Here is a 24,335-nt window from a genome sequence, read left to right as displayed (position 1 = left end):
GATGAAGAATGTGACTAGGATAAAGATTAGTTTCTTTCTGGTACTCGTATTATTATCTGGATGTACGAACTCAACGAGGGAAGACCAGGACATGGTCGAGCTTACCATCTCTGCAGCATCGAGCATGACAGAAAGCTTATTGGAATTGAAGTCGGCCTTTGAAGCAGAATATCCGGCAATCAAACTTAACTATAATTTTGGCGGTTCAGGTACTTTAAGGAAACAGATTGAACAGGGCGCACCAATTGATTTATTTTTTTCTGCTTCTGAAAAGGATTATAGGCTCTTAGAGGAAACTGATTTGATTAAACAGGGTACAGCAATATTTGAAAATGAATTGGTGTTTATTAAATCGGGGAAGTCTGAACTTCAATCTGTTGAAGATTTTTTGAAGCTGGATTTGGAGCTGGCAATTGGTACTCCTGATGTTGTGCCGGCAGGGACGTATGCGAAACAGGTTCTTCAAAAAATGGGAGTCTGGCAGCAACTGCAGGATCGTTTGATATTTACAAATGATGTTCAACAGGTGCTGACACTGGTCGATAACGGGGATGTTGAAGTGGGGATGGTATATGCAAGCGACCTTGTCCACTCAAATAATGCCTCTATCCTGGAAGGAATTGATCCCGCCATCCATCCGTCGATTCATTATTATTTAGCGGCAATCCAAAGTGAGAACGACCAAAGTCAGGAAAAGGAAGAGGCAATGAGTCTCTTTTATGATTATGCACGGAACGAAACGAGTCAGCAGCTTTTTGAGAGTTATGGCTTTAAAACAGATAAACGGGTGATGGAGTAATGGAATGGTCATGGTTCCCTGTTCAATTATCGGTCATTGTAGCAGTTTCCTCCCTTGTTGTTAACCTGTTGCTGTCTATTGTTGCTGTTTATTGGCTGGTTGTAAAGAATGTTAAGGGGAGGGCTGTAATCGAAACGATTTTTTTCATGCCTCTCGTGCTGCCGCCAACTGTGATTGGTTTTATGCTGATTATCGTTTTTGGAAGTAATAGCTTTATAGGTAACCTATTGGAGCTCATCACCGGAAGAAGTTTGCTGTTCACTGTTACGGCTGCCGTTATAGCAGCAGCTGTAGTGGCGTATCCACTCATGTACCAGTCAATCAAGACGGGGGTTCAGTCAGTGGATTCAAATATTTTAGGAGCTGCCAAGGTGGACGGTGCGAATGATTGGAAATTATTGACCCGAATTATTCTGCCTTTATCCGGACGAGCAATTCTGACTGGGCTTGCATTGAGCTTTACAAGGGCATTTGGCGAGTTCGGTGCAACGCTTATGTTTGCAGGGAATATCCCAGGAAAGACACAAACGGTTCCAACGGCAATATATCTTGCTATTGAATCAGGAAGGACAGAAATTGCCTGGCTTTATGTGCTGATCAGCATAGGATTTTCCTTTATACTGCTGCTGCTCATTAATCAATTAAGAGGAAATAGATAAGGGAAGTTCATGGATTTTTAGCTTCAATTAATCGATTTCTAATAACTCCGTTTGAAATCGCCACTTTTCCCACCGCTCTTTTCCTTAAGGAAGGTTTGACCGATTACCAACGCTTTATCAATGGATTTGCACATATCATAGATTGTCAATGCCGTAATGGAAGCTGCGGTTAATGCTTCCATTTCCACCCCGGTGCTACCAACTGTTTTGACTTCAGCATCAATCGATAACACATATCTGCTGTTTTCAAGTGTTTCCCAGCCGAATGATAGATTTACACCACTAATTGGTATCGGATGGCACATAGGAATCAGAGAAGCGGTTTGTTTTGCTGCCATGATCCCGGCAACTTGTGCGACAGCCAGAACATCACCTTTCTTATTTTTCTGCTGCACGATTGTTTCATATACTTCTTTATTCATGATGATGCTTGAATGTGCGATAGCTTTACGGGCGGTTTCTTTTTTATCTGAGATATCGACCATCTTGGCCCGGCCTTGCATGTTAAAATGAGTGAAATCGGTCAATGTATGTACCCACCTTCTATTAATATGGTAATTCTATTTTAGCTGATAAGGTATCGATATTCAATTCGCCTGAAAGAGTGCAATTTGGGTATAACCTTTAATTGCGAACAAATTTTTTGACGTAGCGGTGTGGGTTAGGTACATTTAAATTAGAAGTATGCTGGGAGGAACGAATTCATGAAACCAATTGAATTGGACAAGGTTCAGGAAATTCTGGACGGATTTATCAATAAAGATGTATATGTTCACTTGGAAACTACCAATGGGGCGTATGCAAGCCATATAAATGAAAAGGCTTATACGGTAGGTGCCTATATCCGAAATGCAAAAGTGAAATTCAATCAAGCCAAATTGGTTGGAAATGGGAGTGCATATCGTGCAGGACTAAAAATGGATATTGGCTGGATATATGCTGAAGGTTTAACCGACTGGGTAATGCATGAGGAAGACAAACTGCTGATGGCTGGTCATGACCGGGAAGGCCGATTGATGGTTTCCCTGCAAATCAGCGAAAGCCCGTTTAATTACTAAACTAAACAATGAAATAGGTGAATGAAATGGAAAAGCACGTTGTAGTTATATATCCACACCCAGATGATGAGTCATTTGGGGCAGCAGGATCGATTTCCAAATTCCGCGAACAGGGTATCCCCGTTACATATTTTTGTGGAACTTTGGGAGAAATGGGAAGAAATATGGGAAATCCAACGTTTGCCAATCGGGAAATATTACCTGAAATAAGAAAATCCGAATTAATCAATGCCTGCAAGGTTCTTGATATGGATCTTAAGATGCTTGGTTACCGTGATAAAACTTTGGAATTTGAGGAAAGGTCAGAAGTTGCAGCCCATTTAAAGGAATTATTGGAAGAACTCGAACCAAGTCTTGTCATAACACATTATCCAGAGCATGCAGTACATCCCGATCATAATGCGCTAGGAGCAGCCGCAATTGAAGCTGTTCGCCTGATGGAACCGGAAAAGCGTCCAGTCGTCTGGGCACAGGCAATTACAAACGATCATTATGAAGTACTTGGAAAACCGGATATCAAAAACGATACTAGTGACTATTATGATAAAAAGATGGAGGCTATCTTCTGTCATGATTCACAGGCTTCAGGTGTGCTTTCCCAATTTAAGCATGTCGACAAACTGGAAACGGAAGTCCAGGAGGATATTAAAAATAGATTCAGTACCGAGGAATTTTACACATGGAATTTCGATGATTAACCAGTGCCTCTGCAGAAATACTGCAGGGGTTTTTGTTTTAAGGAAACTTTTTGCAGGGGCTCTTCGTATATATGTTTATAGAGTTAAAGAATTTGTGGAACTATTTTACAACAAGGAGATGATACAGTGAAACAGTTATATCGTTCAAATTCAAATAGACTGGCTGCTGGTGTACTCGGAGGTCTTGGAGATTATTTTAAGATAGATGCATCACTGCTTCGGCTGATTTTTATAATCTTGCTGATTCCAAGTTTTATGACGGTTGTTCTTGTCTATTTGGCTGCAGCAGTGATCATCCCTAAGGAAGAGGAGATTTACTGATGCTTGCAAGATGGATGATAACATTATTTCTGAATGCGATAGCATTGATTGCCGTTGCACAGCTATTTGAATCCTTTTATATCGAGGGGTTTGGCACAGCCTTGCTGGCCAGCATTATTTTGGGAATCTTAAATGTGCTGGTTAAGCCATTCTTGATCTTGTTGACCTTGCCAATTACCATTATGACACTCGGCCTATTCCTAATTGTTATAAATGCAATTACATTAATGATGACCCAGTCACTATTCGGTCCGGCGTTTGCCATTGATGGTTTTGGCATGGCAATCCTGGCTGCAATCTTGATTTCGGTTATAAATATGCTGCTGAACAGTTTAATAAAGGATTCGTTAAAATAAAAAATGTATACGGGAAAATGTCTGGAAAACCCAATCATACACATATCTAAAAGGAAAAACGCGGGGCTCATACCTACGTTTTTCCTTTTGCATATGCTAAAATGTATATCAGTTAGCGTGTCCAATGATAGGAGGAGCATTTATTATGGCAGTAATTGTCCGAACGAAAGACCTGCTGGAAAATTTTAATTTGACTTTAGTTTCCGGGCAGGATGGGATTAACAGAGAAATTATCACAAGTGATATCTCCCGTCCCGGCATTGAAATGACTGGTTATTTCAAATATTATCCAAAAGAGCGTTTACAACTGATCGGTAAAACTGAAATGGCATATTTCCTTGAGTTAAATGCTGAACAGCAAAGGGATCGGGCACGAAATCTCTGTACGGATATAACTCCTGGAATTGTCGTATCCAGAGGAATGGACGTTCCAGAGATTCTGATTGAAGAATCGAATAAATCCGGTGTACCGATTTTACACTCACCGAGGAAAACAACGAGGGTCATCAGCAGATTGACCAATTATCTCGAAGCGAAATTTGCACCGTTTACAGCCATCCACGGTGTCCTCGTAGATATTTATGGGGTCGGCGTCTTAATTATCGGTCAAAGCGGAGTTGGTAAAAGTGAGACAGCCCTAGAACTGGTCAAACGCGGTCATCGCTTGGTTGCGGATGATAGTGTGGAAATTCGACAGGAAGATTATGATAGCCTTATTGGAAACTCTCCACCACTAATTGAACATCTGCTGGAAATTCGCGGATTGGGAATTATCAATGTGATGACATTGTTCGGTGCCGGCTCTGTTCGAAGTAAAAAAAGGATTTCCATGGTCATCAATCTGGAAAACTGGGATCAGAAGAAACAGTATGACCGTCTTGGACTTGATGAAGATACGATGAAGGTAATGGATATCTATTTGCCAAAGGCAACAATCCCTGTCCGCCCTGGACGAAACCTTGCTGTCATTATCGAGGTGGCTGCCATGAATTACCGATTGAAACGAATGGGGGTTAATGCAGCGGAGGAATTCTCCGAGCGCTTGACGACCATGATTGAACATGACAAATATCCGGATGAATTAGAAGAATAGGAGGGATTATGTTGATCTATAGTGCTGCACCATTGGACAGGGTATTCCTGGAATTAGGACCCTTAACCATCTATTGGTATGGACTTATTATTGCGTTTGGCGCCATTTTAGGTGTTTACCTGGCAACAAAAGAAGCAGATCGGCTTGGTCTGGAGAAAGATATACTGATTGATTTCATTGTATTTGCTGTTCCAATTGCCATTATCTGTGCACGCATCTATTATGTTATTTTCGAATGGGAACGATATGCCGGTGGAAGATGGTGGGATGTGTTTGCCATCTGGGAAGGTGGAATCGCCATCCATGGAGCGATTCTCGGTGGCGTTCTAACAGCAATCGTATTTTCAAGGGTAAGAGATATTGCCTTCTGGCAGTTGGCGGATATCATAGCACCAAGTTTGATTCTTGGACAGGCAATTGGCCGTTGGGGAAATTTCATGAATCAGGAAGCACACGGAGGACCAATTACCCAAACTACATATGAAAGCTTTCATCAATATTTGCCGGACTTTATCATGAACCAGATGACCATCGATGGCATCATGTACCACCCTACATTTCTTTATGAATCCTTCTGGAATATCTTAGTGTTCATTGCACTGATTTTAATGAGGAAATACAATCCATTGCGTGGGGAAATATTCCTAAGCTATGCTATATTTTACTCCATTGGAAGATACTTTATTGAAGGAATGCGTACAGACAGCCTATATGTGATTGGAGAAATACGGACAGCACAGTTGATTTCTATCATCCTGATTGTCATTTCCATTATTCTAATCATCTATCGCCGTAAAACAATAACCGTAAGATATAATGATGTCCCGATTTCTGAAAAGAAAAAAATCAATACGAAAAAGAAAAAAGGCAAAAAGAATAAGTAATAAATGGAATTCGATTCGGATGCATGTGAAGGAGAGTTAGAAAGATGTCAGGAATTTTAAACCGAGGTATACAGCAGGGCTTAAAAACAACATGGACCTTAGGAAAAGTAATTTTTCCAATTACATTGATTGTGACGATTTTACAGTTTACACCTGTATTGCCATGGATTATTGAATTGTTGACACCTGTAATGGGTCTGATTGGATTATCCGGGGAAGCTGCGGTTCCATTAGTGCTTGGTAATACACTAAATTTATACGCGGGGATTGCAGCGATCATTTCCTTTGAATTTACTGTTAAAGAGGTATTTATAATGGCCATCATGCTTTCGTTTTCGCATAATTTGCTGGTGGAATCTGCAGTGGCTACTAAGGTGGGGGTCAAATGGTGGGTGATTATCGGTGTCAGGGTTACCCTGGCCCTGGCAGCTGCTGTGATTATTAACCTAGTATGGCATGGCGGCGCTGAGCATGCCCAATATGGATTCGTGTCATCATCCGAATTGGTATTGAACGGCTGGAATCAAATAGCATTGCATGGCATACAGACAGCTTTGCTTGCCATTTTCCAGTTGGCCTTAATCGTCATACCGCTCATGGTAATCATGCAATTTATGCGGGAACTTGGCTGGATGACTGCCATTTCCAATAAACTTGCTCCATTCATCAAATTGCTCGGTATGGATAAAAATACTTCTATGACGATGGTTGCTGGACTGACTATCGGCCTTGCATATGGGGCTGGCATGATGATACAAGCGGTAGAAGAGGACAATGTATCGAAAAAAGACATGTACCTGGCACTGATCTTTTTAGTATCATGCCATGCGCTTGTCGAGGATACGCTCGTGTTCATTCCGCTGGGCATACCAGTTTGGCCATTGCTCGTAATCCGTTTGACAACGGCAATCCTTCTGACCATGGTGATTTCATTTTTCTGGAACCGGGCAGAAAGTAAGCGAAGAAAGGAATTATTACATGAACATTCGTACCATACTCTTTGATCTGGATGGAACATTGATCGATACAAATGAGTTGATCAATGCCTCCTTCAGACATACATTTGAACACTATAAATTAACATTTACTCCAGAGGAAATCCTCGAATTCAATGGACCGCCATTGATTGATACTTTTCAAAAGATAAATCCGGAAAAAGCAGAAGAGATGATTGCTACTTACAGGAAGCATAATATGGCCGAGCATGATCATTATGTCATTGCATTCCCCAAGGTTCTGGAAACGATTGAACAGCTGCAGCAGCACGGTATTAGTCTGGGTATTGTCACGACCAAAATGAGACCGACTGTCAACATGGGGCTTGCCCTGACTGGATTGGACCGTTTTTTCGATACAATCGTTACCATCGATGATGTTACACATCCCAAACCGCATGCAGAACCAGTGTTAAAGGCTATGGAAGAATTGAATGGAGATGCCAGCACCACATTGATGGTTGGAGATAATCATCATGATATCGAATCCGGCAAGAACGCCGGTGTCCTGACTGCAGGAGTAGCATGGTCCTTGAAAGGGAAAGAGAGACTATTGAATCACCATCCAACCTATATGCTCGACGAAATGACAGACCTATTGAGAATTGCAGGGGTGTAATGATGCGACGTACCCAGCGTTACAAGGTGGACAGGTCCAATTCACTATGGCAGATCTATCAGACAGTTCCGTTTTGGAAAGTAGTCAAGAATTTCATCGTTATTCAGATTGCCAGGTATACCCCCTTTCTGGCAATGAAAAACGGGCTCTACAGGAATTTTCTCCATATGAAGGTAGGCCATGAAACATCCTTTGCCTTAATGGTTATGCCGGATATTATGTTTCCGGAAAAAATCAAAGTGGGTAACAATTGTGTCATTGGCTATAATACAACAATTCTCGCCCATGAATACTTAATAAAGGAATACCGGATCGGTGACGTCATCATAGGTGATGAAGTGATGGTTGGAGCAAATACGACCATCCTTCCCGGTATTGAAATTGGAGATGGGGCCATTGTTTCAGCTGGGACACTGGTCCATAAGGATGTTCCTTCAGGTGCATTCGTTGGAGGCAATCCAATGCGGCTGATCTACACGAAAGAAGAAATGGGAGAACGGAATAGTGATGATTTCTAGGGGAGGTGTATAGGAATGGATTTACCGTCAGGTGTTTTGCCCGCAATAAGAAAAATGAAGGATTTTGACAAAGCATTGGAAACCCCTCATGAATTTATTGTCATTCTTGAATCAAGGCTTGTTCAGCTTAAGAGTCTTGTGGAGTATATGAGAAGAGCAAATAAGAAAGTGCTCGTCCATTTTGATTTGATTCAGGGACTAAAGGCAGATGAGTTCGGCATGGAATTTTTGATACGCGAAGTAAAGCCGGATGGGATACTTTCTACGAGGGGAAACGTTATTAATTTGGCAAAGAAGCAAAACCTGCTAGCCATTCAGCGAGTCTTTCTGCTGGATAGTATTGCTCTGGATCATAATCTGAAATTGATTGAGAAGGTTAAACCCGATTGTATTGAATTGTTGCCTGGTCTCATGCCGGCAATCATCCAGCAGGTGTATGAGCAAACGAATATACCGATAATCGCTGGCGGCCTGATTCGGCAACAGGAGGATGTAAGCGCAGCAATTGAGGCAGGCGCCATCGCAGTATCCACCTCGAATAGAGAGTTATGGCTGAATTAAAAAAACAGACAATTACTTTAGGGAATTTATTGAAAACTTATTGACAACGCTTTCAATGAGAGTTATGATAAATGAACAAGTTAATTTGTGGTGGAGATATGGAGACCTGCATTTCAATCGTACTTATGAGAGAGTATGTTTATTGAGGTGTGGGTCTTTTTCTGTATCGCAAATACTAAAGCAAATATTGAAGGAGGTTTTTATCAATGTCTGAATTTTTAGCCGAACTTATTGGTACAATGATTCTAATTGTCTTTGGGGGTGGTGTTGTCGGTGGCGTGGTCCTGAAAAAATCAAAAGCGGAAGGATCCGGCTGGGTAGTTATTACGATTGGCTGGGGGCTTGCGGTTACGATGGGTGTTTACGCAGTAGGCAGCTTTACAGGTGCACATATTAATCCTGCTGTAACATTAGGATTTGCAGCTGTTGGCGAATTCCCTTGGGCGAAGGTTCCAATGTATATCAGTGCACAGGTTATTGGTGCCATTATTGGCGGCGTAATTGTGTTTCTTAATTATCTGCCGCATTGGAGAGAAACAGAAGATCAAGGAGCAAAACTGGGAGTATTTGCAACAGATCCGGCGGTAAGAAGTCCTTTTTCTAATTTAATCAGTGAAATTATCGGTACGTTTATATTGGTGATGGGTCTCATGTTCATTGGTGCAAATGATTTTACGGATGGTTTAAACCCTTTAATAGTGGGTGCGCTAATTATTGCGATAGGAATGTCCCTCGGAGGAGCAACTGGTTATGCAATCAATCCTGCTCGTGATCTGGGACCGAGAATTGCACATGCACTTCTTCCAATACCGGGTAAGGGCGGTTCGGATTGGAGCTATGCATGGATTCCTATTGTAGGCCCCGTTATTGGCGGTCTATATGGCGCAGTATTCTATCAAGCTATTTTCCTAGGAAACTTTAGTGCATTGTTTTGGATATTAAGTGCTGTCGTTGTGGTATTAATCATTGGGGCGGTGAATGTAGAGTTAAAAAAGGGTGAGACGCCTGCAGATCAGATTAGTCAAAAAATAGTTTAGGGGGAATTAACGATGACTGAAAAATTTATCTTATCATTGGATCAGGGGACTACAAGTTCGAGAGCAATATTGTTTAATCATGCAGGTGAGATCGTCGAAACTGGACAGAAGGAATTTGAACAATTTTTCCCAAAACCAGGCTGGGTTGAACATGATGCGAACGAAATATGGACATCTGTTCTGGCATGTATTGCGGATGTGCTGCGTAAAGCAGACGTAGATCCGAGTCAGATTGAAGGAATCGGGATTACGAATCAACGGGAAACAGCAGTCGTGTGGGACAAAAATACCGGTAAACCGATATACAAAGCAATTGTCTGGCAATCCCGCCAAACAGAAGGGATTTGCAAGGAGTTGAAAGGGCAAGGCCATGAAGACTTATTCAGAGAGAAAACAGGATTGCTGATCGATCCGTATTTTTCCGGAACAAAAGTGAAGTGGATTCTTGATAATGTGGATGGTGCCAGAGAAGAAGCGGAAGCTGGTAATCTGTTATTCGGTACTATCGACAGCTGGCTGGTTTATAAGCTATCAGGCGGAAAGACACATATCACTGATTATTCCAATGCTTCAAGAACGTTGATGTTTAATATCTATGACTTGAAGTGGGATGAGGAATTATTGGATATTCTAACCGTTCCGAAGAGTATGCTTCCGGAAGTACGACAATCTTCTGAGGTCTATGCGACAACAGTTGGGTATCATTTCTATGGACATGAGATACCTATTGCCGGTATTGCAGGAGATCAGCAGGCGGCATTGTTCGGCCAAGCGTGTTTTGAAAAAGGAATGGCGAAGAACACATATGGCACTGGTTGTTTCATGCTGATGAACACCGGAGACAAAGCAGTTAAGTCAGAACATGGATTGCTGACAACATTGGCATGGGGTGTTGATGGGAAAGTGGAGTATGCACTGGAAGGAAGTATATTCGTTGCTGGATCGGCAATCCAATGGCTGCGGGATGGACTTAAGCTTATTGAAACAGCACCGGAAAGTGAAGCGTTTGCAGCAAAGGTGGACTCCACAGATGGCGTTTATATGGTACCAGCCTTTGTCGGATTAGGTACACCGTATTGGGATAGCGATGCAAGAGGTGCTATGTTCGGACTGACAAGAGGAACAACAAAAGAACATTTCATTCGCGCTACATTGGAATCGCTTGCATATCAAACAAAAGATGTGCTCGATGCAATGATAGCAGATTCAGATATTGACTTGAAAACATTGCGTGTAGATGGCGGGGCAGTGAAAAATGACTTCCTGATGCAATTCCAAAGCGATATTCTTGGAGTGCCGGTTGAACGGCCTGTTGTACAAGAGACAACTGCTTTAGGTGCAGCATATCTGGCAGGGTTGGCTGTTGGCTACTGGGCAGACAAAACTGAAATTGCGAAACAATGGCTGAATGATCATACCTTTGAAAATAAAATGGATGAAGAAAAGTGCGAGGAACTATACGGAGGATGGAAAAAAGCAGTTGCAGCTACTAGAACGTTTAAATAATGGGTGACAAAAAGAGATCAAATTTCTATTAAAATTTGATCTCTTTTGGGAATTATCGGGTAAAAGTTAATTAGCAGGAGGATGAATGAGATGAAGAAAATTATCAATGATCCAAATCAAGTCGTTCAGGATATGATTAGCGGAATGATTGCGGCCCATCCCGAAAAAATTAAACCATTAACTGGAACAACAGCAATTACCAGAAAGGATGCCCCTGTTGCTGGCAAAGTCGGACTTGTCAGCGGTGGCGGCAGTGGGCACGAACCTGCCCATGCAGGGTATGTTGGGAAAGGGATGCTTGATGCGGCAGTCGCGGGCGAGGTATTTACATCACCGACACCTGATCAGATTTACGAAGCCATTAAAGCAGTAGACGGCGGCAAAGGAGTATTCCTGATTATCAAAAACTATACTGGAGATGTCTTGAACTTCGACATGGCGGCTGAATTAGCAGAGCTGGATGGTATTCAGGTAGACAAGGTAATAGTTAATGATGATGTAGCGGTAGAGGACAGTTCATTTACAACTGGGAGAAGAGGGATTGCGGGCACTGTCTTTGTCCATAAGATTGCCGGGGCAAAGGCGGAACAAGGAGCTTCGCTTGAAGAAGTTAAAAATGTCGCTGAAAAAACGGTTGCTAACGTTCGTTCCATGGGGATGGCACTGATGCCCTGCACCGTACCTGCAGCCGGCAAGCCAAGTTTTCAACTGGACGAGAATGAAATGGAGATCGGAATTGGTATACATGGGGAGGCGGGAATAGAACGAAAGCCAATTTCCACTGCTGATGAGATTGCTAAAGAGCTGACAGATAAGATACTTAGCGATATGGATCTTTCCCAGAACGACGAGGTAGCTGTAATGGTCAATGGATTAGGCTCCACACCGGAAATGGAACTATATATCGTTAATAGTAAAGTAAATAAACTGTTGACGGAAAAAGGAATCCGCATTTACAAAACATTCATTGGCGAGTATATGACTGCATTGGAAATGGCGGGATGTTCTTTAACATTATTGAAATTGGATGATCAACTGAAATCATTGCTTGATGCTGAATCAGAGGCACCTGCATTCCATTCATAAGAAAGGAAGAATCATAATGAAGATACAAACAGAGCAAAGTGTCCAATGGTTTGAAAAAATCAATGAAAAAATCCAAGCAAACAAAGAATACCTGACCGAACTCGATCAGGCCATCGGAGATAGTGATCATGGCATTAATATGGCCCGCGGTTTTCAGGAAACAGTAAATAAATTGACAGGACAGGATTATGAGACCGTATCAGATGTAATGAAAGATGCAGCAATGACATTGATATCCAAAGTTGGAGGAGCTTCCGGACCATTGTTCGGAACGGCATTTTTAAAGTTTTCTATGGCGGTAAAAGGTAAGGAACCTGTTGATTATGATGCGTTGACCAACGGGCTTGAGGAAGGGCTGCAAGGAGTGATGGGACGCGGCAAGGCCACAACTGGCGAAAAGACGATGGTGGATGTCTGGTCATCTGTTGTGGCATACCTGAAACAAGGTGAAGGCAGCTTTGAAACGGATCGATTGTCCGAAACGGCCAAAAAAGCTATGGAACAAACAAAGGGTATGATGGCTACGAAGGGAAGGGCTGCATATTTCAAAGAAAAATCGATTGGCCATATCGATCCTGGATCCGTGTCATCATTCTATGTGTTTGATGCATTGGCAGAGGTTTTGAAGGAGGCTGAACAATAATGGAGTATGTCGGTATTGTCTTGATTTCCCATAGCCCTAAAATCGTTGAAGGACTCAAAGATTTGATTCGACAGGTTATAACAGACGTCCCGATTCAACTGGCAGGTGGTACGGAAGAGAATGAGATAGGTACAAGCATTGATAAAATTCTAGCGGCCATTCAGAACGCAGATCAGGGAAAAGGTGTCGTTATATTTTACGATATTGGCAGTGCCAAGATGAATGCAGAAATTGCAATTGAAATGGTCGAGTCACAGAATGTCAGATTAATAGAAGCGCCAATAGTCGAAGGTGCTTATGTTGCTGCAGTAGAGTCAGGCATGAATAAAGGTCTGGAGGAAGTTTGTGCTGCTGTGGAAAAATCATTTTAGCGGAATTATTAGCGCTGTACACGACTGATATGCTGTGCTATAATTTAGGTAAGTTAATATGGTTGGACGGAGAAATGGAGAAACCGTAAGCTACTGATGCATAAATGTATTAGTATGTTTGCGGTTTTTTCATTTTTCACATGATTACCATGAAAAAGGGTATAGATAGGAATAGACTATAGATATTTTAGGGAGTGTAGACAATGACAGAATTTTCGAGCTACAAAAGAGCCGATATTTTTAACCAATTGGAAAATAATTCACTGGATGTTTTGGTGATTGGTGGAGGAATTACAGGTGCTGGGATTTCACTCGATGCTGTAAGAAGAGGAATGAAGACCGGATTAATTGAAATGCAGGATTTCGCTGCAGGTACCTCCAGCCGTTCAACGAAGCTTGTCCATGGTGGACTTCGCTATTTACAGCAGTTTGAAGTTAAAATGGTAGCAGAAGTTGGTAAAGAAAGGGCGATTGTGTATGAGAATGGTCCACATGTTACCACACCTGAGTGGATGCTGCTCCCATTTCATAAAGGCAGCACATTGGGACCATTGACCTCCAATATCGGTCTTCGTGTATATGATTTTCTTGCCGGGGTGAAGAAAAGCGAACGCCGAATCATGTTTAAACCAGAGGAAGTATTGAAGAGAGAACCGCTGATCAAAAGCAAAGATTTAAGAGGCGGCGGCTACTATGTCGAATATAAGACAGATGATGCCCGCTTGACAATTGAAGTAATGAAAAAGGCCGTAGAGCAGGGTGTACATGCTGTAAACTACGCAAAGGCTGTTGAGTTTATCTATGATAATACCAATAAGGCAATTGGTGTTGTGGTAGAAGATCAAATCAGTGGAGAATCCCATAAGATATATGCAGACAAAATTATAAATGCAGGTGGTCCATGGGTTGATGAAGTACGGGAATTGGATGGATCCAAAAATGGGAAATCGCTGCATTTGACGAAAGGTGTTCACTTAGTATTCTCAAATGATGCATTTCCTCTGCAGCAGGCGATTTACTTTGATACACCAGATGGACGGATGATTTTTGCAATCCCGCGTGATGGCAAGACATACGTAGGAACTACCGATACAACTTATGAAGGTGACATTGCTCATCCGGTGATGAAGGAAGCGGACAGAGATTATTTATTAAAAGCAATTGATTATATGTTCCCTTCCCTGAATATTTCTGCCGATGATATTGAATCAAGCTGGGCAGGATTGCGGCCATTGATTGCGGAAGAGAATGCATCCAGTCCGAGCGAAATCTCACGCAAAGATGAGATCTTCATATCCGATTCCGGATTGATATCCATGGCAGGCGGAAAGCTTACTGGATACCGCAAAATGGCTGAGCAGGCAGTGGACACCATTGTTAAACAGCTAAAAGAAGAAAAAGGAATCCTTTATACGAAAAGTAACACAAAGCATCTGCCTATTTCTGGTGGGGATGTCGGCGGTTCAGAAGGATTCGAGAAATTTAAGAAGCAAAAGATTGAAAAGGGAATCGGACTTGGATTAAAAGAGACAGATGCAGCCCAGCTGGTAAGCAAATATGGTTCAAATGTCGATGATCTGTATGAGATCTTCCAAAATAAAAAAGAAGAAGCCAATACAGAGAACATTGATCCAGTTGTTTTCGCTCAGTTAAATTATGCTATTGAATACGAATTGGCATATAAACCTGTTGACTTTTTTGTCAGAAGAACAGGGGCATTATTTTTCAACATCCATTGGGTCGAAAAACATCAGGAAAATGTCATCAATTATCTGGCGAAAACATTCGGCTGGAAAGCAGCGCAAAAAGAAAGCTATGCAGCGGAATTGAAGCAGCTGCTTCATGAAGCGGTAACACCTGGAAAATAGGTTTCATTTCAAATAAATAAGCCAATCCTATGTGCAGCAGCCGAAGATGAAGCGTTTCGCGATAATTTTCGGAGCAGCTGACATAGCGGTTGGCTTTTTTGTTTCTGATAAGACCAGTGCTGTGCACATTTCATTAACAATGAAGATTGGCCCTTGCTTTATAACGCCTATATTAATAGCTATGAATATATGGTATAATTTTGACGTATGTTGCGAATTTAGGGGGATATCCATGCACGCAAAAGATAAGGAAGACAAAATAGATAACATTATCCCTTTTATTCCTGAAGGTGATTTTTATTTTACTAAAGGTGTAGAAGCTTTTCAAAAAAGAAAGTTTGATATAGCAATAAAATGGATGAAAAAGGCTACAGAAATGAAGCCGGAAGAACCTTTATATAAATGTCAGATGTCGATTATCTATACGGAAATTGGAGCATATCACGCTGCCAACCAGCTTCTGACAAGTGTATTGCAATCGAGTGATTATATTGACTGCTACTATTTGATAGCAAATAATTATGCGCATCTTGGTTTACTTAATGATGCCAAAAAATATGCAAATTCATATCTTGAAAAAGAGCCTGATGGAGATTTTACGGAAGAGGCAAAAAGCCTGCTTGAATTGATTGACATCGATGAGGAAGAAGATGATGAAGACTGGAATCTGGAGGATGAGGACGAATTATTAATCTATCAGGAAACAGCCTTTTATCATATTGAAAATATGGAATGGGAAAAAGCAATACCCATAATTGAAGAGATGATGCTTATCTTTCCCGAGTATATGATGGCTAAACATGATTATACACAAGCATTGTTTTTTACCGGCCGTAAACAGGAAGCAATTGATATGGAGCTGGATATATTAGCGGAAAATCCGAATTCTCTATACAGCCATATTAATTTATCATTGTATTATTATGAAATAGGTATGGAACAGGAATATGAAAAGCATATTCAGGCATTACTAAATATATATCCAATCCATGTCCAGCAAAAGCTGCGCATAGCGGTAACATTGGCAAGAACAGGGCTATACCAGGAAGCATATCCGCGTTTTCGGATGCTGCCAAAAGAAAAAGTAATGAGCCACCTATCCTACTTTAAATGGTATAGTGCAGCGGCATATCAAAATGGGGATCCAAGCAAAGCTTTGGCTCTTTGGGAAGAAGGCTGCAGAAAGCATCCAAAGCTTTCCAAAGAGGAAGGCCCATGGGATATCGTGTGAGCAAATAAATAGACGGCCGAATAATGATTTTATAAACTTGAAATGGTCAAACTATAAGAATTGAAGGGGCGATTTAAATGTCCGAAGAACGTATGTATGATGTAATTATTGCAGGAGCAGGACCAGCGGGTATGACTGCTGCCGTTTATGCTTCCCGTGCAAATTTAGATACACTCATGCTGGAACGCGGCATTCCAGGTGGACAGATGGCTAATACAGAAGATGTTGAAAACTATCCCGGATTTGATAGTATCCTGGGACCGGATTTATCGAACAAGATGTTTGAGCATGCCAAGAAGTTTGGTGCAGAGTATGCCTATGGCGATATTAAAGAGGTTATTGATCATGGCGATTATAAGACGATAATTGCGGGCAGTAAAGAATTTAATACGAGATCCTTGATCATCACAACAGGTGCGCAGTATAAAAAACTTGGCATCGAGGGTGAGGAAGAACTCGGTGGCCGTGGTGTTTCCTATTGTGCGGTATGTGATGGAGCGTTTTTCAAACAGAAAAACCTGGTTGTTATCGGTGGCGGGGACTCTGCGGTTGAAGAGGGTATTTACTTAACCCGTTTCGCCGATAAAGTAACGATTGTTCACCGTCGCGATCAGCTGCGCGCTCAAAAAATTATTCAGCAGCGTGCATTTGATAATGAGAAAATTGATTTTATCTGGGACACTGTAATAAATAAAATCAATGGACCTGAAGGAAAAGTTAGCAGTGTCAGCCTGAAAAATAATAAAACAGGCGAAGAATATGATTTCGACGCTGATGGTGTCTTCGTTTATATTGGAATGGTTCCGCTCAGCGAACCATTTAAATCACTAGGTATCACCAATGAAGAAGGATATATCCCGACAAACGAGCAAATGGAAACAAGTATTCCAGGAATTTTTGCAGCTGGTGATATACGTGAGAAAGCACTTCGACAAATTGTGACAGCTACAGGTGACGGAAGTATTGCTGCAGAGGCAGCGATAAAATATGTGGAAGACCTGGCGGAAGAGATGAAAGCAGCAAATAAATAAATAATGTGTAATAAAATTTACCTTTAGTAACTGCTTTTTAATCGTGCTGTAATACGTTCGAAACATATTTGGGGTACACTATAAATAACTAATTGACCCCCTTTTAATAGATAGATTAGTTTATTGCACAGGTGCTTGCACCTGTGTCTTTTTTTTGACTGGAAGCTTGTCCGTTTTTGTCGAAGTCATACTTTTTATCGCATTCCCTTGTTGGAAGCGATTCGTTCATAGTATAATATAAGGTAATATCATTGAGAAAAAGTAACTATAATAGTGTATGCAAAGCACTTGTCTGCATACCTATTGAATATAAGCAATAAGCATTTGCAACAGAGTCTTAGATGCTTCGTAACGGTTTTAGAAGGGGAGAATACAATTATGAGTAATGAGCAGGAAACAAAATTGGTTATTATAACAGGCATGTCTGGTGCCGGCAAAACAGTTGCTGTCCAAAGTTTTGAGGATCTGGGATACTATTGCGTAGATAACCTGCCCCCGGCATTATTACCGAAATTTATGGATCTGATGAAGGATTCTGCAAATAATATCCGTAAAGTGGCACTCGTCATGGACCTGCGGGGACGTGAATTTTTTGACTCGCTTTTTGAGGCATTGGATGTTCTTGGTTCCGTGGAATGGCTGGAGGAACATATTCTGTTTCTTGATGCTAAAAATGAAGCGCTGGTAACAAGATATAAGGAGACAAGACGCTCCCATCCGCTTTCAATCGGCGGGCTTCCTTTAAATGGGATTACCCAGGAGAGGGAAATACTTGATGAACTAAGGGGACGTGCCCAGCGAATCATCGATACAACCTCTTTGAAGCCGCGTGAATTGAGGGAAAAAATATTGAAAATCTATTCGGAAAAGAAACAGGAGATTTTCTCCGTCCACTTTCTTTCCTTTGGTTTTAAATACGGCTTGCCTATCGATGCGGACTTGGTATTCGATGTACGCTTTCTCCCTAATCCCCATTATGTTGCCAACCTTCAGCCGCTGACCGGTTTAAATCAGGATGTCGCATCGTATGTATTTAAATGGACGGATACACATAAGTTTAATGAAAAGGTGCTTGATCTGCTGAAATTCATGCTTCCGCAATATAAAAAAGAGGGAAAATCCCAGCTTGTAGTGGCAATTGGATGTACAGGAGGGCAGCACCGTTCCGTGGCAATAGCTGAGAACTTTGCAAAGGAGCTTAGCTCCAACTATATCACGCATGTGAGCCACCGGGATATCGACAAGAGAAAGGGTCATTAATATGGGAAAGAAAAAAAGACCGCGAATAGTTGTTATTGGCGGTGGCACAGGCATGCCTGTACTGCTGCGGGGACTTAAAAATCTGCCGATCGAATTGACGGCGCTTGTTACCGTAGCTGATGACGGAGGAAGCACGGGGAGAATCAGGAGTGAGATGGCGATTCCTGCACCAGGAGATATACGGAACGTGATTGCCGCATTATCTGATGCTGAACCGATGCTGCTTGAATTATTTCAGCACCGCTTTTCGGAAGGGAATGGATTGTCGGGCCATGCAATGGGTAATCTGCTGCTTGCTGCAATGACATCTGTTACCGGTAATTTCAATACAGGAATTAAGGAAATTTCACGCGTTTTAAACGTTAAAGGAAAAATTTTCCCTATTTCAAACGAGAATATGTCTCTCCATGCGGAAATGGAAGATGGAACGATTGTCTCCGGAGAATCAAACATTCCGCTTTCCAATAAGAAAATAAAGCGCGTCTTTTTGAGGCCGCAGCCGGTTAAGCCGCTGCCGCATGCAGTCAGAGCCATAGAAGCAGCAGATCTGGTAGTTATTTCACCAGGCAGCCTCTATACCAGCATCATGCCAAACCTCATCATTCCACAGGTGAAAGAGGCGCTTAGGGATACAAAGGCAAAGGTTGTCTATGTCTGCAATGTGATGACGCAATCGGGCGAAACAACCGGCTTTACTGCATCCGATCATGTACAGGCAATCTGTGATCATATTGGTGAAGATTGTCTCGATTCCATTATTGTGCATAATGAAATGATCGATCAGACCATTCGGGCCGTTTATGCGGAAGAGAAGGCTGAACCGGTAAAATATGATAAGGAACGACTGCTGGAAATGGATCTGGAAATTATAGAAGGCGATATTATTAATCATTTACAACCTACTTTGCGTCATGATAACAATAAAATTGCCAGCCTATTATATTCATTAATGGACAAAAAATAGATTATCTTAAGAAGATGGTCAAAGAAGAGCTTAAAAGAAAATAGGTACTTAGGAATTACGAAGGCTATATTTTTGGCTCTGACTTTTGGAACATTCTCTTGTAGAAATGGTAAAGGGGGAAACCTGATATGTCCTTTGCTTCTGAAATAAAAAAGGAATTGACAACAATAGAAGTTGATGAGTGCTGCAGACTTGCTGAACTAGCTGCATTGAGTCGCATGAATGGAGCAATTTCATTATCCAGGCAGCGGTATTCTCTTGATGTACAGACAGAAAATGCTGCGATTGCCAGAAGGATATACACATTAATTAAATCGAGCTATTCATTGCCTGTTGAATTGCTTGTCCGTAAAAAATGAAATTAAAGAAAAATAATGTTTATATTGTTCGGATGAAAGAGGGTGTCCAGCAGTTTCTTGAAGACCTGGATATCATTCAGGACCAATTTACGGTAGTTCGAACAATTTCAAAAAAATATCTGGATAAGCCTTGCTGTAAAAGGGCCTATCTACGTGGAGCTTTTCTTGCGGGCGGCTCCATCAATAATCCGGAAACGTCATCCTATCATCTGGAAATCTCCAATTTCTTTCAGGAGCATAACGATGCACTGTGTGAGCTGCTCAATTCGTTTGATTTGCGTGCCCGTACGCTGGAACGGAAAAACGGTTATATTGTCTACATTAAAGAGGCAGAGAAAATCACTGAGTTTTTAAGTATTATCGGAGCCCATAATGCCTTGTTTAAATTTGAGGATGTTCGGATAGTAAGAGATATGCGCAACTCAGTTAACCGTCTAGTAAATTGTGAAACGGCAAACTTAAATAAAACAATCGGTGCTGCATTCCGGCAAATTGAGAACATCAAGTTTATCGAGGAAACAGTAGGTATCGACCAGCTTCCGGATAAGCTGCAGGAAATTGCTAAGCTGCGGGTTCAGCATGAGGATGTTTCCTTGAAGGAGCTGGGTGAATTAATGACGAGCGGCAAAATCTCCAAGTCTGGCGTCAACCACCGTTTGAAGAAAATTGATGATTTTGCAGATAAAATCAGACGTGGAGAAACGGTGCCAAACAGTTAATAAGTTGATTTGCTACTACTTTTACTTTACAATTCATGGTATAATACTGATAATTCAAAGGATTAGCGTTTAATAAAAAAATAGACAGTTCTGTTGTTATATGCAGATTCTGTCGTATATTGAATTGATAGCGTTTTCTATTTGGGGGAGGATGAGTGAGTTGGTTGAGAAGTCAATAAAAGTGGAATTGGAGACGGGTTTACAGGCAAGACCGGCAGCACAGTTTGTTCAGGAGGCTAATCGATATTCTGCACATCTTTTTCTTGAAAAAGATGGAAAAAAGGTAAATGCAAAAAGTATTATGGGATTGATGAGCCTGGCAATTACAAAGGGTGAGCTGATCAAACTGACTGCAGAAGGTGCGGATGAGCAGTTAGCGTTAGATCATCTGGTTTCGCTTGTCGCGAAGCCGTAAATAAACGGAAAGGCTGCTCTTTAAGGTTTCCAGCAACTTTTTGGCAGCCTTTTTTAGTGCATTCAAGGTGTAAGTTGTCGAACTAAAAAAATCGCCCGATCCGTTATTATTGTAAGCTGGTAAGCCACAATAAACGGATAGGCGATTTTGGATTGAGTCTATACGATTTATTTATCTTCTTTGCGCTCGAGAATTTGATCGATCAAGCCGTACTCAACAGATGCTTGTGCAGTCATAAAGTTATCACGCTCAGTATCACGCTCAATAACTTCCAGTGGCTGACCAGTTTTTTCTGCCATGATTTCATTCATTCTTTTCTTGATTTCAATGATGCGTCTTGCATGGATTTCGATATCGGTTGCCTGACCCTGTGTTCCACCCAAAGGCTGGTGTATCATGATTTCACTGTTTGGCAATGCATAACGTTTTCCTTTTTGCCCTGCGGTAAGAAGGAAGGCACCCATTGATGCAGCCATACCGATGCAAATGGTTGATACATCTGGTTTAATGAAATTCATTGTATCGTAAATTGCCATACCGGCTGTAATTGATCCACCTGGAGAATTGATGTATAAGGAAATATCTTTTTCTGGATCTTCCGCTTCAAGGAACAATAATTGCGCTACGATAGAGTTCGATACATTATCATCGATTCCGCTTCCCAATAAAATGATACGGTCTTTAAGTAAACGTGAGTAAATATCATAGGCGCGTTCTCCACGGTTGGTTTGTTCAATAACTGTAGGTACTAAATTCATTTAAAATCCTCCCTTAGTAACGTCTGATAATAACGTTAAAGTCTTTTATTTTGGATATATTTTCATAATAGCCTAAAGGTCAATAAAGGTCAAACGAAAAGGATCGTCTTTCTATAAAAAAATATACTTTTCCATGATTCCCTTTTTTTCCCTTTATAAACGTTTGGATGATGCACAGATAAAAAAGACTTGTTTCTATAAGAAAAGGGAGTTATAATAGTCAATGTGTCAAATTTTTATTCATATATGCGCCCGTAGCTCAGTCGGATAGAGCACTGGTTTCCGGTACCAGGTTTTGCGGGGGTTCGAATCCCTCCGGGCGCGTTAAACGGAAAAGGAAGGCAAGAGAATGCACTATTTCTCTTGCCTTTTTCGCTAAGGATTACAGTCTGTTCATTGCATAGCAGATGGGTGGGCGAAATATTTATTTTATACATACAAAAAAAGAATCTTTTGCTGGGAGGAGAGCTTCATGATAGATAAGAAAGTGGTATTCATTACTGGAGCGGCCAGTGGGATTGGTTATGAGCTGGGAGTTGCTTTCGCCAGGGGAGGCGGAAAAGTCGTATTGTCCGATATCAATGAAGCGAAGGTAAAAGCCAGTGCAGAGAAACTGCGCGGGGAAGGCTTTGAGTGCGTTGCCCTTAAATGCGATGTAACACAGGAGGAAGAGCTGAAGCATGCTTTGGATTATACAGTTGAAGCTTTTGGCAGATTGGATGTGTTGATCAATAATGCAGGATTACAGCATGTAGCTTCACTCGAGGATTTCCCAACGGAGAAATATGAATTTATGCTGAAAGTAATGCTTGTCGCTCCTTTTATGGCTACGAAACATGTATTTCCAATTATGAAGAAACAAGGCTTCGGACGTGTGATCAATATGGCATCAATTAATGGTTTGATTGGTTTTTCCGGAAAGGCTGCATATAACAGCGCCAAGCACGGTGTAATTGGTTTAACGAAGGTGGCAGCATTGGAAGGGGCGGCAGATGGAATTACGGTGAATGCTATCTGTCCCGGCTATGTGGATACCCCTTTAGTACGCGGACAATTCGAAGATCTGGCCAAGAATCGCAATGTTCCGTTGGAAAGTGTACTTGAAGAAGTCCTCTATCCACTGGTACCGCAAAAGAGACTGTTGGATGTTCAGGAAATAGCGGATTACGCGATGTTCCTTGCAAGTGATAAAGCAAAGGGTGTTACAGGTCAGGCTGTTGTTCTGGATGGAGGATATACTGCACAATAAGATAATGACTGAAAAGGATGATTATAATGGAAACAATCTATATTTTGGAAGGTGCTCGCACACCCTTTGGAACTTTCGGAGGAAGCCTGAAGGATGTGGACCCTACAGAGCTTGGTATTACAGCATCAAAAGAAGCAATTCGCCGCAGTGGCATTGAAGCGCGTGATATTGATTTTTCGGTACTGGGAAATGTAATCCATTCGGGAAAGAATGCTCCATATCTGGCAAGGCATATCGCCATAAAAGCAGGAATACCTTTATCAAGTCCTGCGCTTACGGTCAATCGTCTATGCGGATCCGGGCTGCAATCGGTTGTGTCAGCAGCACAGTCCATTATGCTTGGAGAGGGACAGGTTGCATTGGCAGGCGGTGTGGAAAATATGAGCCAATCACCATATGCATTACGTGGCAGCAGATTTGGCACAAAACTAAGGACTCCACAGGTTGATGATATGCTATGGGCAGCCCTGACGGATGAATATATTGGTTCGGGAATGGGAAACACTGCAGAAAACCTGGCAGAAAAGTATTCCATCTCACGGGAAGAACAAGATGAATATGCCTTTCTCAGTCATCAGCGTGCAGCTGCTGCAAGGAAGGCCGGTAAGTTTGAAGATGAGATTGTACCCGTTGAAGTAAAGACTAGAAAAGGCGTAACAGTAGTGGATACGGATGAACATATCCGGGAAGAGACTACCGTAGAGAAGCTATCTAAACTGAAAGCTTCTTTTAAAGAAGGCGGATCTGTAACAGGCGGCAATGCGAGCGGAATTAATGATGGGGCAGGAGCAGTTATTGTTGCAGGGGAGCAATATGTTAAGAAAAACAATTTAAAGCCAGCAGCAAGAATCATCTCCTATGCGGTTGCTGGAGTCGATCCCGCCTATATGGGGATCGGTCCGGTTCCGGCAATAAAGAAGGCTCTGGAAAAAGCAGGCCTGTCCTTAACAGAAATTGATCTGCTTGAGGTTAATGAAGCCTTTGCTTCTCAGTATTTGGCTGTAGAAATAGAATTGAAGCTCGACCGCGAAAAGGTGAATGTCAATGGAGGTGCGATAGCCCTTGGACACCCGATTGGAGCTAGCGGGACAAGAGTACTGTATAGTGTTATGAAGGAATTGAAAAGAAGAAATGGGAGATATGGAGTTGCATCTCTTTGCATCGGCGGGGGACAGGGAATTGCAATGATAGTCGAAGCCCTATAGCCTGATAGATAGGACTTCAATTGTGTTTTTCAAGTATCGACCAAAATCAAAGAAAAAAGGACTAAATAAAGA

27 protein-coding genes, 1 tRNA gene and 1 pseudogene are annotated in these 24,335 nt (G+C 41.7%); 27 read left to right on the top strand and 2 right to left on the bottom strand.

The annotated features are described in order from the left end of the window. The first annotated feature begins 1 nt into the window (after position 1). Both modA and modB read left to right on the top strand, forming a co-directional pair. Positions 2-799, top strand: coding sequence for a molybdate ABC transporter substrate-binding protein (gene modA, locus OMHG_RS01220; RefSeq protein WP_044476723.1), 798 nt, complete (start codon positions 2-4; stop codon positions 797-799). Then, positions 799-1,458, top strand: a complete 660-nt coding sequence (gene modB, locus OMHG_RS01215) for a molybdate ABC transporter permease subunit (protein WP_010647572.1) — start codon at positions 799-801, stop codon at positions 1,456-1,458. Before modA ends, modB begins: the two co-directional genes overlap by 1 nt. 38 nt (positions 1,459-1,496) lie before the next feature. Here modB and moaC read toward each other — a convergent pair whose 3' ends face one another. Then, on the bottom strand, positions 1,497-1,985 hold the full coding sequence (moaC, locus tag OMHG_RS01210) for a cyclic pyranopterin monophosphate synthase MoaC (protein WP_010647570.1): 489 nt from the start codon (positions 1,983-1,985) through the stop codon (positions 1,497-1,499). Between the two features lie 177 nt (positions 1,986-2,162). Between moaC and OMHG_RS01205 the strand changes: the two genes are divergently transcribed. The 22 genes and pseudogenes from OMHG_RS01205 to OMHG_RS01100 all read left to right on the top strand — a co-directional run bounded on the left by OMHG_RS01205 (position 2,163) and on the right by OMHG_RS01100 (position 21,051). After that, a complete protein-coding gene (locus tag OMHG_RS01205) occupies positions 2,163-2,516 on the top strand; it encodes a YojF family protein (protein ID WP_010647569.1) in 354 nt (117 codons plus the stop codon). Between the two features lie 26 nt (positions 2,517-2,542). Then, positions 2,543-3,214 (top strand): bacillithiol biosynthesis deacetylase BshB2, encoded by a 672-nt coding sequence (gene bshB2 / locus OMHG_RS01200; protein WP_010647567.1) that lies wholly within the window; start codon positions 2,543-2,545, stop codon positions 3,212-3,214. 126 nt (positions 3,215-3,340) lie between these two features. Next, entirely contained in the window at positions 3,341-3,535 is a 195-nt protein-coding gene (locus tag OMHG_RS01195; protein ID WP_010647564.1) for a PspC domain-containing protein, read from the top strand. Then, complete coding sequence (locus OMHG_RS01190) at positions 3,535-3,891, top strand: phage holin family protein (protein WP_010647562.1); 357 nt, start codon at positions 3,535-3,537, stop codon at positions 3,889-3,891. The genes OMHG_RS01195 and OMHG_RS01190 overlap by 1 nt, the downstream gene beginning before the upstream one ends. 145 nt (positions 3,892-4,036) lie before the next feature. Next, a complete protein-coding gene (gene hprK / locus OMHG_RS01185) occupies positions 4,037-4,984 on the top strand; it encodes an HPr(Ser) kinase/phosphatase (RefSeq protein WP_010647559.1) in 948 nt (315 codons plus the stop codon). Positions 4,985-4,995: 11 nt separating this feature from the next. Beyond that, positions 4,996-5,868 carry a prolipoprotein diacylglyceryl transferase gene (gene lgt / locus OMHG_RS01180; RefSeq protein ID WP_010647557.1) on the top strand — a complete coding sequence of 291 codons (873 nt, stop codon included), beginning with the start codon at positions 4,996-4,998 and terminating at the stop codon, positions 5,866-5,868. A gap of 44 nt (positions 5,869-5,912) precedes the next feature. Next, on the top strand, positions 5,913-6,872 hold the full coding sequence (locus tag OMHG_RS01175; protein WP_010647555.1) for a nucleoside recognition domain-containing protein: 960 nt from the start codon (positions 5,913-5,915) through the stop codon (positions 6,870-6,872). Further along, positions 6,847-7,482: a pyrophosphatase PpaX gene (gene ppaX / locus OMHG_RS01170; RefSeq protein ID WP_010647553.1), complete on the top strand. Its 636-nt coding sequence runs from the start codon at positions 6,847-6,849 to the stop codon at positions 7,480-7,482. The genes OMHG_RS01175 and ppaX overlap by 26 nt, the downstream gene beginning before the upstream one ends. Positions 7,483-7,484: 2 nt before the next feature. Then, a complete protein-coding gene (locus OMHG_RS01165) occupies positions 7,485-8,000 on the top strand; it encodes an acyltransferase (protein WP_010647552.1) in 516 nt (171 codons plus the stop codon). 15 nt (positions 8,001-8,015) lie between these two features. After that, positions 8,016-8,561: a glycerol-3-phosphate responsive antiterminator gene (locus OMHG_RS01160; RefSeq protein WP_010647550.1), complete on the top strand. Its 546-nt coding sequence runs from the start codon at positions 8,016-8,018 to the stop codon at positions 8,559-8,561. A gap of 206 nt (positions 8,562-8,767) precedes the next feature. Then, complete coding sequence (locus OMHG_RS01155) at positions 8,768-9,598, top strand: MIP/aquaporin family protein (RefSeq protein WP_010647549.1); 831 nt, start codon at positions 8,768-8,770, stop codon at positions 9,596-9,598. A 12-nt stretch (positions 9,599-9,610) separates the two neighbouring features. After that, positions 9,611-11,104, top strand: a complete 1,494-nt coding sequence (glpK, locus tag OMHG_RS01150) for a glycerol kinase GlpK (RefSeq protein WP_010647548.1) — start codon at positions 9,611-9,613, stop codon at positions 11,102-11,104. 90 nt (positions 11,105-11,194) lie between these two features. Further along, positions 11,195-12,190 carry a dihydroxyacetone kinase subunit DhaK gene (dhaK, locus tag OMHG_RS01145; RefSeq protein ID WP_010647546.1) on the top strand — a complete coding sequence of 332 codons (996 nt, stop codon included), beginning with the start codon at positions 11,195-11,197 and terminating at the stop codon, positions 12,188-12,190. A gap of 16 nt (positions 12,191-12,206) precedes the next feature. Further along, positions 12,207-12,833, top strand: a complete 627-nt coding sequence (dhaL, locus tag OMHG_RS01140; RefSeq protein WP_010647544.1) for a dihydroxyacetone kinase subunit DhaL — start codon at positions 12,207-12,209, stop codon at positions 12,831-12,833. Beyond that, a complete protein-coding gene (dhaM, locus tag OMHG_RS01135; RefSeq protein ID WP_010647543.1) occupies positions 12,833-13,204 on the top strand; it encodes a dihydroxyacetone kinase phosphoryl donor subunit DhaM in 372 nt (123 codons plus the stop codon). Before dhaL ends, dhaM begins: the two co-directional genes overlap by 1 nt. 203 nt (positions 13,205-13,407) lie before the next feature. Then, positions 13,408-15,072, top strand: a complete 1,665-nt coding sequence (locus tag OMHG_RS01130) for a glycerol-3-phosphate dehydrogenase/oxidase (RefSeq protein ID WP_010647541.1) — start codon at positions 13,408-13,410, stop codon at positions 15,070-15,072. 232 nt (positions 15,073-15,304) lie between these two features. Next, on the top strand, positions 15,305-16,303 hold the full coding sequence (locus OMHG_RS01125) for a tetratricopeptide repeat protein (protein ID WP_010647538.1): 999 nt from the start codon (positions 15,305-15,307) through the stop codon (positions 16,301-16,303). 77 nt (positions 16,304-16,380) lie between these two features. After that, positions 16,381-17,334, top strand: coding sequence for a thioredoxin-disulfide reductase (trxB, locus tag OMHG_RS01120; RefSeq protein WP_010647536.1), 954 nt, complete (start codon positions 16,381-16,383; stop codon positions 17,332-17,334). A 378-nt stretch (positions 17,335-17,712) separates the two neighbouring features. Continuing rightward, positions 17,713-18,594 carry an RNase adapter RapZ gene (rapZ, locus tag OMHG_RS01115; protein WP_010647534.1) on the top strand — a complete coding sequence of 294 codons (882 nt, stop codon included), beginning with the start codon at positions 17,713-17,715 and terminating at the stop codon, positions 18,592-18,594. 1 nt (position 18,595) lies between these two features. After that, a complete protein-coding gene (locus OMHG_RS01110) occupies positions 18,596-19,558 on the top strand; it encodes a gluconeogenesis factor YvcK family protein (protein WP_010647532.1) in 963 nt (320 codons plus the stop codon). A 128-nt stretch (positions 19,559-19,686) separates the two neighbouring features. Further along, a pseudogene (gene whiA, locus OMHG_RS01105) lies at positions 19,687-20,636 on the top strand (DNA-binding protein WhiA). A gap of 160 nt (positions 20,637-20,796) precedes the next feature. Next, positions 20,797-21,051, top strand: coding sequence for an HPr family phosphocarrier protein (locus OMHG_RS01100; RefSeq protein WP_010647531.1), 255 nt, complete (start codon positions 20,797-20,799; stop codon positions 21,049-21,051). A gap of 167 nt (positions 21,052-21,218) precedes the next feature. Here the strand turns inward: OMHG_RS01100 and clpP are convergent, their stop codons facing one another. Beyond that, positions 21,219-21,809, bottom strand: coding sequence for an ATP-dependent Clp endopeptidase proteolytic subunit ClpP (gene clpP / locus OMHG_RS01095; RefSeq protein WP_010647529.1), 591 nt, complete (start codon positions 21,807-21,809; stop codon positions 21,219-21,221). A gap of 248 nt (positions 21,810-22,057) precedes the next feature. On the opposite strand from clpP, the gene OMHG_RS01090 reads away from it, so the two are divergent. The 3 genes from OMHG_RS01090 to OMHG_RS01080 all read left to right on the top strand — a co-directional run bounded on the left by OMHG_RS01090 (position 22,058) and on the right by OMHG_RS01080 (position 24,263). Further along, positions 22,058-22,133: transfer RNA gene (locus OMHG_RS01090), tRNA-Arg, on the top strand. Between the two features lie 148 nt (positions 22,134-22,281). Further along, the gene (locus OMHG_RS01085; protein ID WP_010647527.1) at positions 22,282-23,058 is read left to right on the top strand and encodes a 3-hydroxybutyrate dehydrogenase; all 777 of its coding nucleotides are present in this window, start codon (positions 22,282-22,284) and stop codon (positions 23,056-23,058) included. 26 nt (positions 23,059-23,084) lie between these two features. After that, positions 23,085-24,263, top strand: coding sequence for an acetyl-CoA C-acetyltransferase (locus OMHG_RS01080; RefSeq protein ID WP_010647525.1), 1,179 nt, complete (start codon positions 23,085-23,087; stop codon positions 24,261-24,263). Positions 24,264-24,335 lie beyond the last annotated feature (72 nt).

The organism is Oceanobacillus massiliensis str. N'diop (assembly GCF_000285495.1).
GTDB classification, from domain to species: Bacteria; Bacillota; Bacilli; order Bacillales; family Amphibacillaceae; genus Oceanobacillus; species Oceanobacillus massiliensis.
Note: the sequence above shows the minus strand (reverse complement) of the source record. Positions and strands in the feature narration are given on the sequence as shown.

Bases quoted from the DNA above. Each gene is read 5' to 3' on its own strand.
- glpK (WP_010647548.1), top strand. From the start codon at position 9,611: ATGACTGAAAAATTTATCTTATCATTGGATCAGGGGACTACAAGTTCG.
- dhaM (WP_010647543.1), top strand. From the start codon at position 12,833: ATGGAGTATGTCGGTATTGTCTTGATTTCCCATAGCCCTAAAATCGTT.
- hprK (WP_010647559.1), top strand. From the start codon at position 4,037: ATGGCAGTAATTGTCCGAACGAAAGACCTGCTGGAAAATTTTAATTTG.
- ppaX (WP_010647553.1), top strand. From the start codon at position 6,847: ATGAACATTCGTACCATACTCTTTGATCTGGATGGAACATTGATCGAT.
- OMHG_RS01110 (WP_010647532.1), top strand. From the start codon at position 18,596: ATGGGAAAGAAAAAAAGACCGCGAATAGTTGTTATTGGCGGTGGCACA.
- trxB (WP_010647536.1), top strand. From the start codon at position 16,381: ATGTCCGAAGAACGTATGTATGATGTAATTATTGCAGGAGCAGGACCA.
- OMHG_RS01155 (WP_010647549.1), top strand. From the start codon at position 8,768: ATGTCTGAATTTTTAGCCGAACTTATTGGTACAATGATTCTAATTGTC.
- OMHG_RS01205 (WP_010647569.1), top strand. From the start codon at position 2,163: ATGAAACCAATTGAATTGGACAAGGTTCAGGAAATTCTGGACGGATTT.
- bshB2 (WP_010647567.1), top strand. From the start codon at position 2,543: ATGGAAAAGCACGTTGTAGTTATATATCCACACCCAGATGATGAGTCA.
- OMHG_RS01165 (WP_010647552.1), top strand. From the start codon at position 7,485: ATGCGACGTACCCAGCGTTACAAGGTGGACAGGTCCAATTCACTATGG.
- OMHG_RS01160 (WP_010647550.1), top strand. From the start codon at position 8,016: ATGGATTTACCGTCAGGTGTTTTGCCCGCAATAAGAAAAATGAAGGAT.
- modB (WP_010647572.1), top strand. From the start codon at position 799: ATGGAATGGTCATGGTTCCCTGTTCAATTATCGGTCATTGTAGCAGTT.
- dhaL (WP_010647544.1), top strand. From the start codon at position 12,207: ATGAAGATACAAACAGAGCAAAGTGTCCAATGGTTTGAAAAAATCAAT.
- OMHG_RS01085 (WP_010647527.1), top strand. From the start codon at position 22,282: ATGATAGATAAGAAAGTGGTATTCATTACTGGAGCGGCCAGTGGGATT.
- OMHG_RS01080 (WP_010647525.1), top strand. From the start codon at position 23,085: ATGGAAACAATCTATATTTTGGAAGGTGCTCGCACACCCTTTGGAACT.
- OMHG_RS01125 (WP_010647538.1), top strand. From the start codon at position 15,305: ATGCACGCAAAAGATAAGGAAGACAAAATAGATAACATTATCCCTTTT.
- clpP (WP_010647529.1), bottom strand. From the start codon at position 21,809: ATGAATTTAGTACCTACAGTTATTGAACAAACCAACCGTGGAGAACGC.
- rapZ (WP_010647534.1), top strand. From the start codon at position 17,713: ATGAGTAATGAGCAGGAAACAAAATTGGTTATTATAACAGGCATGTCT.
- OMHG_RS01190 (WP_010647562.1), top strand. From the start codon at position 3,535: ATGCTTGCAAGATGGATGATAACATTATTTCTGAATGCGATAGCATTG.
- modA (WP_044476723.1), top strand. From the start codon at position 2: ATGAAGAATGTGACTAGGATAAAGATTAGTTTCTTTCTGGTACTCGTA.
- OMHG_RS01130 (WP_010647541.1), top strand. From the start codon at position 13,408: ATGACAGAATTTTCGAGCTACAAAAGAGCCGATATTTTTAACCAATTG.
- OMHG_RS01175 (WP_010647555.1), top strand. From the start codon at position 5,913: ATGTCAGGAATTTTAAACCGAGGTATACAGCAGGGCTTAAAAACAACA.
- dhaK (WP_010647546.1), top strand. From the start codon at position 11,195: ATGAAGAAAATTATCAATGATCCAAATCAAGTCGTTCAGGATATGATT.